The organism is Fulvivirga sediminis (assembly GCF_016757215.1).
GTDB lineage: Bacteria > Bacteroidota > Bacteroidia > Cytophagales > Cyclobacteriaceae > Fulvivirga > Fulvivirga sediminis.
Genome location: NZ_JAESIY010000013.1, coordinates 120,291 through 131,670 on the forward strand (window position 1 = coordinate 120,291; position 11,380 = coordinate 131,670).

Annotated in this window: 12 protein-coding genes; 6 read left to right on the top strand and 6 right to left on the bottom strand. The window is 38.8% G+C overall.

Going from position 1 to position 11,380, the window contains the following annotated elements; all coding sequences use genetic code 11:
- Nucleotides 1–513 precede the first annotated feature (513 nt).
- Complete coding sequence (locus JL102_RS20415) at nt 514–1,233, top strand: YARHG domain-containing protein (RefSeq protein ID WP_202246322.1); 720 nt, start codon at nt 514–516, stop codon at nt 1,231–1,233.
- Nucleotides 1,234–1,264: 31 nt separating this feature from the next.
- Here JL102_RS20415 and JL102_RS20420 read toward each other — a convergent pair whose 3' ends face one another.
- From JL102_RS20420 to JL102_RS20440, 5 genes are all read right to left on the bottom strand, one after another.
- Nucleotides 1,265–1,678 carry a DUF6691 family protein gene (locus tag JL102_RS20420; protein ID WP_202246323.1) on the bottom strand — a complete coding sequence of 138 codons (414 nt, stop codon included), beginning with the start codon at nt 1,676–1,678 and terminating at the stop codon, nt 1,265–1,267.
- Nucleotides 1,678–2,244, bottom strand: coding sequence for a YeeE/YedE family protein (locus tag JL102_RS20425; protein ID WP_202246324.1), 567 nt, complete (start codon nt 2,242–2,244; stop codon nt 1,678–1,680). Before JL102_RS20425 ends, JL102_RS20420 begins: the two co-directional genes overlap by 1 nt.
- Before the next feature lie 15 nt (nt 2,245–2,259).
- Nucleotides 2,260–3,051: a sulfite exporter TauE/SafE family protein gene (locus tag JL102_RS20430; RefSeq protein ID WP_202246325.1), complete on the bottom strand. Its 792-nt coding sequence runs from the start codon at nt 3,049–3,051 to the stop codon at nt 2,260–2,262.
- Between the two features lie 69 nt (nt 3,052–3,120).
- Entirely contained in the window at nt 3,121–4,197 is a 1,077-nt protein-coding gene (cydB, locus tag JL102_RS20435; protein WP_202246326.1) for a cytochrome d ubiquinol oxidase subunit II, read from the bottom strand.
- A gap of 2 nt (nt 4,198–4,199) precedes the next feature.
- Nucleotides 4,200–5,588, bottom strand: coding sequence for a cytochrome ubiquinol oxidase subunit I (locus JL102_RS20440; protein WP_202246327.1), 1,389 nt, complete (start codon nt 5,586–5,588; stop codon nt 4,200–4,202).
- A 530-nt stretch (nt 5,589–6,118) separates the two neighbouring features.
- Here JL102_RS20440 and JL102_RS20445 point away from each other — a divergent pair.
- Genes JL102_RS20445 through JL102_RS20460 form a run of 4 tightly spaced genes read left to right on the top strand, consistent with a single transcriptional unit; the run spans nt 6,119 to nt 10,118 of the window.
- Nucleotides 6,119–7,546 (top strand): circularly permuted type 2 ATP-grasp protein, encoded by a 1,428-nt coding sequence (locus JL102_RS20445; RefSeq protein ID WP_202246328.1) that lies wholly within the window; start codon nt 6,119–6,121, stop codon nt 7,544–7,546.
- 1 nt (nt 7,547) lies between these two features.
- Entirely contained in the window at nt 7,548–8,528 is a 981-nt protein-coding gene (locus JL102_RS20450) for an alpha-E domain-containing protein (protein WP_202246361.1), read from the top strand.
- Nucleotides 8,525–9,271, top strand: a complete 747-nt coding sequence (locus JL102_RS20455) for a peptidase (protein WP_202246329.1) — start codon at nt 8,525–8,527, stop codon at nt 9,269–9,271. Before JL102_RS20450 ends, JL102_RS20455 begins: the two co-directional genes overlap by 4 nt.
- Before the next feature lie 4 nt (nt 9,272–9,275).
- Nucleotides 9,276–10,118: a transglutaminase family protein gene (locus JL102_RS20460; protein WP_202246330.1), complete on the top strand. Its 843-nt coding sequence runs from the start codon at nt 9,276–9,278 to the stop codon at nt 10,116–10,118.
- Nucleotides 10,119–10,215: 97 nt separating this feature from the next.
- Here JL102_RS20460 and JL102_RS20465 read toward each other — a convergent pair whose 3' ends face one another.
- The gene (locus JL102_RS20465; RefSeq protein ID WP_202246331.1) at nt 10,216–10,851 is read right to left on the bottom strand and encodes a Crp/Fnr family transcriptional regulator; all 636 of its coding nucleotides are present in this window, start codon (nt 10,849–10,851) and stop codon (nt 10,216–10,218) included.
- Nucleotides 10,852–10,972: 121 nt separating this feature from the next.
- Between JL102_RS20465 and JL102_RS20470 the strand changes: the two genes are divergently transcribed.
- A complete protein-coding gene (locus JL102_RS20470) occupies nt 10,973–11,359 on the top strand; it encodes a hypothetical protein (protein ID WP_202246332.1) in 387 nt (128 codons plus the stop codon).
- Nucleotides 11,360–11,380: the final 21 nt, after the last annotated feature.

An 11,380-nucleotide genomic window follows, 5' to 3' on the forward strand; every position in this document is an offset into this window, starting at 1 on the left:
TATAATTATATTTATTTCAATTAAAAAGTAATTACATTAAAAATAACGTAATAATAAACTCCATTTATTAAAATTATTTGACAATAAAAGCTATTTAGTTAACTTTGAAATATCAATTAACGACTTGATCTACACTGTAGGGTGATGAAACTGGCAGACATGCCCTCCGGTCTCGGGGGTGGAGGTCACGGGATAAATTCTTTCAGGTATCCAATAACACTTAAAGCACTAACCGCTCCGTGGAGGTTCGAATCCTCCCTCTACAGCAATTAAAGGCAGCCTTAACAGCTGCCTTTTTTTATTGATAGTCTTATTAACTTATCCACTAAGAGTATAAAAGACCATATCCTTTCAAAACCTAAAGTTCTAAGTTTGTTTATATTGGAAAGTTTACAATAACTTAACAAAACAAGTAAATTATGAATCCTTTAAACTTTTTATATGTTAATAACAAACGATTGTAATCGTAGCAGATTAGCAATAAATTAATTAGTTTCGTAGAAATTACTCTAGATGAAAGTTCTATTCGCAATAATAATTTCAACACTTTCACTAACTGGGACAAGCTACTGCCAACAAATAGGCTTTAAAGATATTGATGAAAGCCAGCTTAGTCCCTGGACACCTCATATTGACCTGGAATATCAGGGCACCTATCATTTTGGAGATTCAGAACTGGAGTCTAGTCTGGTTATAGTGATCACCACAGAGGGAAGCTACGCTCAGATAAGATCGAAAACCTGGTCTTTAACAACCAACGACTGGTATTACGAATTTAGAAATCTGGACAGTGTCCAGATTATTGACAATCGATTTTTCTCCAGCCAAACCAATGGTGCATTCATGATTTACAGCCAGAATAATCAGATGATACGAACCTTAAAGATTGACTCTCCTTGGAGCGAAGTTATAGAGCCGGGGCATTATGAGTTAGGCTATAGATATGGATCCCTAAAAAGGTATTATAGTGGTGATTACATCGAAGGCTCCACCCAAATACTCACCACAAGGGAGCTAGAAAAACTATCTTTCAATGAGCTCACCCTATTAAAAAACGAAATCTACGCTCGTTATGGTCTGGTGTTTCATGATAGATCTTTGCGCAAGCACTTCAGACAAAAGGGATGGTATAAAGAGAAATACAAAAGTGTCGACAAATTCCTCACTCAACTCGAAAAAAACAATATTATTAATATTGAGATTGTGGAGAGCCAGACTTCTAGAAGTAATTAACACCTACCCCTCCACCTCTTCATCTGCCGTTTTAGTGAGGCAGCTTATCTCTTAAAATACCATAGACAAACGTGCCCAGAATAGCACTTAGCATTACTACTATAAAAACCGTAAGTCCATTCCCTATCAATATATACATAGGCCCAGGGCAAGCTCCTGTAAGTGCCCAGCCTAAACCAAAAACTATCCCTCCGAAAAGGTAACGCTTCCACCCTTTATCCTTAGGTGGTACATTAATCACTTCACCATTCATATCTTTACCTTTAAACCTTTTTACCAAAGCCAGCATAATAATACCTGTAACCACGGCTGAACCTATAACTCCGTACATATGAAAAGACCCGAACTTGAACATTTCATAAATACGATACCACGAAATCACCTGTGCTTTGGTTAATAATACCCCAAAGACTAACCCGAGAAAAAGATATTTTAAATACTTCATTATAAATCAAGAAAATAAGGAATGAGAAAATATGTACTAACAAGGCCTCCTATAAAAAAGCCTATCACTGCAATTAAAGAAGGCAGCTGCAGGTTACTAAGGCCTGAAATAGCATGCCCTGAAGTACAGCCTCCCGCATACCTGGCCCCAAACCCCACTAAAAACCCTCCCAGTACCATAAATAGAATACCTTCTAAAGACATCAGTTGATCCCAAGCGAATATCTCGCCAGGCGCCAGCTCCTTACCCGGGCTGTTAATACCCATCACCTCCAGCTCCTGCACCACCTTCTCATTGAGTTGCATAGGTTCTTCACTCTGAAGCCATAATACAGAAACCACACCTCCGAGAAAAGTACCTGCCACAAAAACCAGATTCCATACCTGCCCCCTCCAGTTAAACCTAAAAAAATCAGCGTATTTACCTCCGCCTCCTATACTACACATTGTTCTAAAGGTAGATGATATTCCAAATGCCTTCCCTGAGTAAATCATCAGGTACATCACTACAGCTATTAAAGGGCCAACCACATACCATGGCCATGGCGCTCTTAACATTTCAATCATAAAATAAATATTAGCTTAAAAGAGTAATTCACTTATTAATATATACACGCCCATCACCAGCACAAACCATCCAAAAATAGATTTGAGGTGATGAGCAGCAATTTTTCGAGACCAATACATGCCTATAAATATGCCTACGATAGCCAGTAATGAGAACTCAATAAGAAAAAGCCAGTCTATGCTTTGCTCTGTAGCATCTCCTATAAAACCTATAAGAGACTGGCTAGAGATGATAAGTAATGAAGTGCCTACTGCAGGCTTCATAGGCATGCCGGCGAGCAACACTAAGGCAGGAATAATCAAAAAGCCTCCTCCTGCTCCCACTAAGCCTGCTACAAAACCTACTACCGCACCCACAATCATGAGCACCAAAGGTTTAGTAGCTCTAGCCGAAGGCACATCATAACTCTTGGCTGATCGGATCATGGATATAGAGGCGGCTATCATTAATATAGCAAACAACACCATTATGGCTAGGTCTTTACTAATTGCTATATGAAACACTTGCCCTAGCTCATGAGGAATAGCAGGAATTAAAAATTTACGAGTAAAAAACACGGCAATGATGGAAGGCACGGCAAACAATATTGCAGGTTTATATTCAAGCACCTTTTTTCTAATAGCACTTATTGCTCCTACTCCGGCGGTAACACCTACCACAAAAAGAGAATAACCAGTAGCCAATGTGGGGTTTACGCCTAATATGTAAACTAACATTGGCACGGTTAAAATAGAGCCTCCGCCTCCGGTTAAACCAAGACTGAGACCTATTAACACTGCCGCCATATACCCTAAGAATATTTCCATATCTAAATTAATCTTCTCAAAGGTAATATGGTCACAGACAAAGTTTAGTAACCAAAATCACACATGCTTTTAATAGCTGCTTTCATTGATTTTAGTTACACCACGGTATGTCCAATAAATGATAGAAGTATAGCCTAATACAAACGGCAAACCTATACATGCTAAAATAAACATGGTTCTCAATGTATATTCTGATGAGGCAGAATTATAAATATCCAGATTATAATCTGGTGAAAGGTTAGATACCATCATATTAGGAAATAAGCCCAGAGCAAAAAACAGTATAATGGCCATCATCATCAGTGCCGACGAAATAAACCCCTGCAAAGGCTTATCTTTCACTAACGACCTATGGATATTTAAAATAGCCAGAAAATTCAATACCACCACTATCCAGGCAACTACAGAAACTACTATATGATTTTGCTCTATTAAAGGATGATGCTGATCTATAGGTTCTATAAAACCAAAAGAAAAGTTAGCCAGCATCTCAGGCCTTTTGAACATAGTAAAAAAAGTGGTGACGGCATATAATGGCACAAAAATGTAGTATGCTTTAAAGGCCCACCTTCTTACACGCTCCTTTAGCTCTCCTTCTGTTTTTAAATTAAGGTAAATAGCTCCATGCATGCTAAACATGATCAGATTAAAAACACCGGTAAGCAAAGTGTAAGGACTTATCAAATCAAGAAATGACCCCTGAAACTCCATGTCACTACCTATTTGAAAGCCCATGATTACATTACCAATGGCCACTCCAAATAAAATGGCGGCTAAAATAGAGCCTACAGAAAAGGCTACATCCCAAAATTTACGCCAGCCACGCATATCCTCTTTACTCCTAAACTCTATAGATACAGCTCTGAAAATAAGCGCAAAAAGCAAGATCATAAAAGGTAAATAAAAACCTGAAAAAGCTGTAGCATAAACATGCGGAAAGGCGGCAAAAAGCGCCCCTCCTGCCGTAACTAACCACACTTCGTTACCATCCCACACAGGACCTATAGAGTTCAGCAAAATACGCCTATCATGATCGCCTCTAGAAAAAAGGTGTAATGCACCCACTCCCAAATCAAAACCATCTAAAATAGCATAACCGGTAAGCAAAAATCCTACTATAATGAACCAAATAACCTGATAATCCATATCTATTTAAGGCTTTTATTAAATGAATCAAATTGTTCGTGTCTCTCTCTATAATCCGTTTCCATCTCTGAGTGTGATTCCGGCCCATGTTTTATCTCTTTATTGAGCACATACAACCAGGAGAAAAGTAACAGCATATACACCAGCCCAAATAAAATGAGAGATGTATACACTTCAGGAGCAGAAACAGCTTTTGAAATACCATCTTCAGTTTTTAACAGGCCATACACCAACCAGGGCTGCCTGCCTCGTTCTGCAGAGTACCACCCTGCTTGGTTAGCAATTACAGGCAGCACTACAGCAGCCACAAATATTTTCAACAACCACCTTTGATCAAACAGCTTTTTTCTCCACCATAAAAACAACGCTAAAAGGGTTATGCCAATAAAAAACATACCCAAAGCCACCATGAGGTGATAACTTTGAAACACACTATTCACCGGAGGGTGCTCTTCTTTAGGAAACTGATCCAAACCTTTTACCTCATAATCAGTATCCCAATCTAAAAGAAAACTTAGCGCTCCGGGCACTGCTATTCCTTTAGTTGTTTCTGTCTCTTCATCTACATAACCAAAGAGGTACATAGGTGCATTTTTTTGAGTTTCATAAAGTCCTTCAAAAGCAGCCATTTTAGCAGGCTGATGTTCATAAGCTACATGAGCACTTTCATGACCAATAAGCGGCTGAAGTAATGAAGCAATAGAAGCCACTACAAGCGCTATCACAAAAGAACGCTTGGCAAATTCCAGATGCTTTTCCTTTAGAAGGAAGTAAGCGGATACGCTTAATACTAAAAATGCTCCTTGCACATAAGCACCTACTATAGCATGACTAAACCGAGACATAGAAGAAGGATTAAACACCATCTGCCAAAAATCTGTGATCACCGCCCTCATAAAACCATTAGAATCCTGCACCAGTTCATAGGCCACTGGCGTTTGTTGCCAAGAGTTAGCCACTATAATCCAGAAGCCAGAGAGAACAGAGCCAAGAGCTACCATAGCGGTAGCAAATAAATGAAAGCCTGGCTTCACCTTATTCCACCCAAATAACAGCACTGCCAGAAACCCAGACTCTAAAAAGAAGGCAAATATACCTTCAGCTGCCAGCGGAGAACCAAAAACATCTCCCACAAACCGGGAATAAGTGGCCCAGTTAGTTCCAAACTCAAACTCCAAAACAATACCTGTTGCCACCCCTACAGAAAAATTAGCTGCAAACACCTTAATCCAAAATCGGGTGATAACCTCGTACACTTTTTTGCGTGTGAAGTAATACATAGACTCGAAAATCACCAGTAATAATCCCATACCTATGCTAAAAGGCGGGAAAATATAGTGAAACATAGCGGTGAAGGCGAATTGCAGCCTTGAAAGATCTTCAACTGTCATTCTTAGATTTTTTGAAGTAAATAAAAAAGGCTCCTATCCCAAATAGCAGCCCAATAATACCTTTTAATATTTTCTTAACAGGAACCTCCCCTATCACCTCAGGAAACAAGGGTAAACGTAATAGCAAATAATACAATGCTATCATTATAAAAACATAGATGAATAATACTTTATGCTTTTCCACGGTAACTGACAGACTAATTTATTGCGCTAAATTAGATGTCAACCATTAAAACTCCTTGCTAATTCCTGATTATTATTGAAGTGTGTAACATTCATCACTTAGTAACTATACGGCCCTGTAAATAAACACCTTACAGCCATTTTCCACCTCGCATCACACCTACTCACCCATCGCCTTCATTAATTTAAATACTCACACATAACAGATAACGATAAAATAAAAACTTAATCCTATTTTGAATATTTCTAAGAGATTATTTTACCATTCACGCATTTGAAATATAACAAATAATACTTATCATGTGTTAATAACATGTGAACTGATTAATCACTAAACCTATACCACTATGCTTTTTGACACCTATCACTGTAGTGGAAACTACGATGAAATGTTCACTCCAGATGGTGAATGCAGAGACCATTATGCTCCCTTCAAAGCCACCCTGGAGCATATGCCTAAGAAGAAACTTTATCGCCTACAACACTCCACGGGTAAAGCTCAAATGGCCATGGGAATGACCTTTAATGTATATCATGATAATGAAGGACTAGAAAAAATATTACATCTGGATATTGTACCTCGCATTATTAGCGGTGCAGAATGGAATAGATTAGAAAAAGGGTTGGAGCAACGCATATGTGCACTAAACCTTTTCTTACAAGACATTTACAATGACAGAAAAATACTTAAAGACGGCATAGTACCCAAAGAGTTAATACTCTCCAGCCGAGATTATTTGGAGCCTTGCGTAGGCCTTACTCCTCCTAAGTCTATATGGTGCCATATCACCGGCACAGATTTGGTAAGAGATGAAAAGGGCAAATTTTATGTACTGGAAGATAATCTGCGTTGCCCTTCAGGCGTATCTTATTTACTGGAGAGTCGTGAAATTGTAAAAAGGGCATTCCCTGAGCTATTTAATAAGCTAGGGGTAAGACCAGTATCCGACTACCCCATTAAGTTGCTTAATATGCTACAGTCTCTCACAGGAAAAGAACGCCCCACTGTAGGCCTACTCACCCCTGGAGTTTACAATTCAGCTTATTTCGAGCACAGCTATCTCGCTCAGCAAATGGGTGTAGAACTGGTAACGGGAGCTGACCTGATGGTGCAAAACCAAAGGGTATATATGCAAACCACCAAAGGTCTCGAACAGATAGATGTTTTATACCGAAGAATAGACGACACATTTTTAGATCCCCTCACTTTTAATCCTAACTCACTTCTAGGCATACCAGGAATATTTGATGCTTACAGAGCAGGAAATATTGCTTTTGCCAATGCTCCTGGCACTGGCGTAGCTGATGACAAAGCCGTTTATGCCTACGTACCGGATATCATTAAATACTATCTGGATCAAGATCCTATTTTAGAAAACGTACCTACCTACTTATGCGAAAAACAAGATGACAGACAATATGTGCTGGACAACATCCATAATCTGGTAGTAAAAGAAACCAATGCCGCTGGTGGTTATGGCATGCTCATAGGCCCCAAAGCAACCGTGGCTGATCACGAAAAATTTAGGGCTCTTATAAAATCGAACCCTAGAAACTATATCGCACAACCTACTCTATCGCTATCTACTGTACCAACCATTTCTAAAGAAAATATAGAGCCTCGCCACGTAGACCTTCGTCCGTATATTTTATATGGAGACAAAATAGAGGTACTACCGGGCGCCCTCACTAGGGTGGCCTTGGTAAAAGGCTCTTTAGTTGTTAATTCCTCTCAGGGAGGGGGCAGTAAAGATACTTGGGTACTATATGAATAATATGTTAAGCAGAGTCGCAGATTCCATTTATTGGCTAGGTAGATATTTGGAAAGAGCAGAAAATTATGCTCGTTTTATTGATGTTAATTACAATCTGATGCTAGACCTGCCACCCGGCATGGATGAGCAATGGGAACCGCTCATAGCCGTAACAGGAGATTTAGAAGATTATAAAAAAAGGCACCCTACCTCAGACCGAAAAAGTGCTATTTTCTTTTTGGCCTTTGATGAGGAAAACCCTAACTCTTTGCTTTCCAGCATATCACGAGCCCGTGAAAATGCCCGAGTAGTAAGAGAGAATCTCAACAAAGAAACATGGGAAAAGCTCAATGAAGTCTACCTCCAGGCTAAACAAGGCTACAAAGCCAAAATATGGCAAATGGATGACCCCAGAGGATTCTTTATACACATAAAATATGCTATTCAGCTGCTTTATGGTATTGCAGACACCACTGTAGCCAGAACAGAAGCCTGGTATTTTAACAGGCTAGGCCAGTATTTAGAACGTGCAGACAAAACCTCTCGCGTGCTAGACGTGAAGTACCACATTCTACTTCCAGCCCCTGAAGAAGTAGGCTCTCCATTGGACTACCTCCACTGGATGGCACTATTAAAATCGGTGAGCGGCTTTAATACTTACAGAAGGGCCTATGGCAAAATAGTACCTCATGGAGTAGTCGAATTTTTAATGCTTGATAAGTTCTTCCCCAGGTCTACCTTCTTTTGCCTTACAGAAGCCGAAGAGTGCCTTTACAAGATATCTGGCTACTCCGGAAAAGGCTTTAGCAACAGCACTGAAAAATATATGGGCGAACTAAGATCAAAATTAGAATTTGCAGATATAAATGATGTAATAAACAAAGGATTACACGAGTATATTGACGATATACAAATAAAAATTAATATAATTTCAAACACTATCCATGAAAATTTCTTTATGACTAGAGATAATCTTGTAGAACAAAAACAGGTAAACGAATGACTTACTGCTTAGGCATAAAAAACAGAGAGGGAATAATAGGTCTGGCTGATACCAGAATCACCTCTGGTACTGAAACTACGACTTCAAAAAAGGTATTTACAGTAAATAAAAAAAAGCACTCCTTTTTCATTATGACTTCCGGCCTACGCTCCGTAAGAGACAAAGCCATCACCTATTTTAAAGAGGTAATTGAAGAACAGGACGAATCCTTCACCAAACTATACAAAACGGTAAACAAATTTGCCGATCAAATTAAACGAGTAGCCACAGAAGATCGCGAGTCTTTAGAAAGGGCCGGCATGTCTTTCAACCTGTTCTCCATAGTAGGTGGACAGTTAGAAAAAGATACTGAACCCAAACTGTACCTCCTCTACCCTCAGGGAAACTGGATAGAAATAGGAGAAGGCACCCCCTTTGTTATTATTGGTAATACGGGTTTTGGTAATCCTATTCTTAAAAGAGCCTTACATTTTGATGACGACATGAAATTTGCACTTAAAGTAGCTTTTCTTTCTTTTGATGCTACACGCATAAGTGCTAATGATGTAGACTTCCCTATTGATACGGTTATTTTAAAAAATAACAGCTTTGATATGATAGAACACCGTTTTGATGGTAAAGAACTAAGTGAGCTCTCTGATTACTGGAATTCTAACCTTAAAGATGGTATTAACGGACTTTCGGCAGATATACTCAATGAAGCCTTCAAAGCAAAACATGAGAAAACCATGAAGATGTTATAAAAGCATGACACTTAAGGTTCATCATCGTACCAGCTATCATTATGAGGATGCAGTGTTTCTGGATCCTCATTATTTTTATCTAAAACCGCAGGTAAGAGCTTATTTAGATTTGAAAGATTTTCAGATAGAAGTATCTCCTACTCCTAAAGGAATAACAGAAAGAATAGATATTGAAAATAACGAATATTTTCAGGTGTGGAATCACAACAAAACCAATCACCTCGAAGTAATTGTAAATTCGACTATTTCTCTAAAAGAGTTAAACCTCTTTAATTTCCTCATAGATCCTCCTATGCAACTCAACAAAGGCAATATTTATAACAGTAGCGACATTGTCTTTCTAAAGCCTTACCTTACGCAAAGCATTCCTGCACATATAAAAAAGTTTACCACCAACCTGGCTGAGCAAACCAATTATGATCCTATATCTTTTCTAAATGCTTTGCTAGCAGAAATAAGCCAAAACTGGGACCACACCATAAGGATGGAACAAAACATATTACCGGTAGATCAATGTTTTTCCTCGAAAGAGGGCTCTTGCAGAGACTTAACAGCCATGCTCATGGATATGCTCAGAGCAATAGGACTGGCAACTAGATTTGTAAGTGGTTATGCCTATAACCCTGAGCTTGCCGAAGGCCATGAGTTACATGCCTGGGCTGAAGTACTACTTCCCGGCGCCGGCTGGATAGGCATTGACCCAAGTCTGGGTTTATTTACTAATGAGATGTACATTCCTCTCGCCACGAGCTATACCCCAGCCAACACTATGACAGTAAAAGGGCACTACAGGGGGCAGGTGAAAGCTATTTTAGACACTGAGGTAACGATCACTGAACAAAATTAAAATACAACCTAGAGGCTTTTAGTAACACTTCTTTCATGTATTTAGAAGAAGATCAAAGAGTAACATCATAAGGATTGTTTATATTTATTAACCAATATTATAAGATCAGTTTCACCTCATTACGTCCCAGCTTCACCTTACCTTGCCTTTCCAGCTGCTTTAGTAAGCGGGAAATCACCTCTCGGGTAGAGTTAAGCTCATGAGCTATTTGCTGATGAGTAACCTCTAACTTATGCGTATTTCTGGCGGATGATTTATCAATAAGGTATGTCCAAAGACGCTCATCCATTTTATGAAAAGCAACACTATCAATGGTAGAGAGCAATTCTTCAAATCTCTCCCTATAGGTGTTCATCACAAAATTCTTCCAGCTCTTATATTTAGTCATCCATTCATCCATAAGGTGAACGGGTAGCTGTATCATATAAGAATCTTCTTCAGCAATGGCCCTTATCTGACTTTTCTCCTGCGCCAAACAGCATGTAAGCGCTATAGCACAAGTCTGGCCTGGCTGCAGGTAATATAAAAATAACTCATGACCATCCTCGTCTTGCCTCAGCACTTTTATAGCCCCTTCATAAAGCAAAGGCATATTTTTAATAAGCTGACCGAAGTCCATAATTTTATTTTCAGACTTTACATGAACTATAGTTCCTTTACCCTTTATTTCTTCAACCAACCCGTCCTCATACAATTCCGGAAAATATTCTGATAATATTTCAGCTATCTGCATATATTGTTATTCTAAAGTAAACTCAATCTTTCACCCAAAATTTATGAACTAAATTAAGGCTTTTACATTTTTTTAAACACTTTTGTACAACCAACAAATCTAAACTGCGTTACGAACATACATGCCAAAGAGAAGACACCTTACTCTACGCTTAGTTGCTTTTATTATTTCATTACAAATGTATAATATAAGCGTAAACGTAAATACCCCCGTAGCCGGTAAGGATTCTGCAAGCATCACCACTTTCAAGGAAATTGAAACCATGGTAGAGCTAATATCAGAAGTTGTTTTCCATAAGCATAATGCTATACCTGACTCTCAAAATACAAGCAGCAATATAAACTTTGAAGAAGAAGAGCAAGATCAGATCTCTCATGGATCAGAATATCTTGTCCCTCACCCCACTTATTACCCTCAGGGTATTATTTACAAAAAAGGTTTGTACAAGGAAAATCTAAGCTTAAAGACATTTTTTCCCGAAGTAACCACACCTCCTCCTGAAGCATAACCTACTGCATCAGATTCAATA